The sequence below is a fragment of the Polaromonas sp. P1_G1 genome (assembly GCF_056405595.1).
This window is the reverse complement of record NZ_JBFUBU010000182.1, coordinates 1-462: the sequence shown is the minus strand read 5'-3', so window position 1 is coordinate 462 and position 462 is coordinate 1. Positions and strand designations below refer to the sequence as shown.

The window sequence follows — 462 nt, the reverse complement described above, 5'->3', positions numbered from 1 at the left end:
CATCCACATCAACCCGGCGGCCGAACTGGTGGTGGTGAAGCTGTCATCGCACCCGGTGCCCAACACGGCCTTCACCCATGTGCTGGACCGCAATGCATTTGCGGCACTGGCGGCAGCGGTGCGAGGCCGGTAATCGCCTTAAAGGGCGGGCTTGGCCTGCCGCGGGCGCAGGACCAAATAGGTAATAAGCCCCAGCACAATGCCCCAGCAGGCCGAGCCCAGGCCCAGCAGGGTGACGTTGGAAGCGGTGACCAGAAAGGTCACCAGCGCGGCCTCGGCCTCTTGCGGCTGGTTCAGCGCGTTGACCAGGCCGCCCTGGATGGCGCCCAGTAGCGCCAGGCCCGCCACCGTGGTGACCAGGGCATGGGGCAGGTGCGCAAACAGGCCGGTGAGAGAGCCCGCAAAGCTGCCAATCAGCAGGTAGAACGCGCCGCAGGCCACGCCCGCCACCCAGCGCCGCTC

The 462-nt window shown here is 67.7% G+C and carries 1 protein-coding gene; it reads right to left on the bottom strand.

What is annotated here, in order from left to right; genetic code table 11:
* Positions 1-138: 138 nt before the first annotated feature.
* Positions 139-462, bottom strand: a 324-nt coding sequence (locus tag AC1D1Y_RS26385; protein ID WP_477684950.1) for a benzoate/H(+) symporter BenE family transporter, incomplete at its 5' end; no start/stop codon positions are given.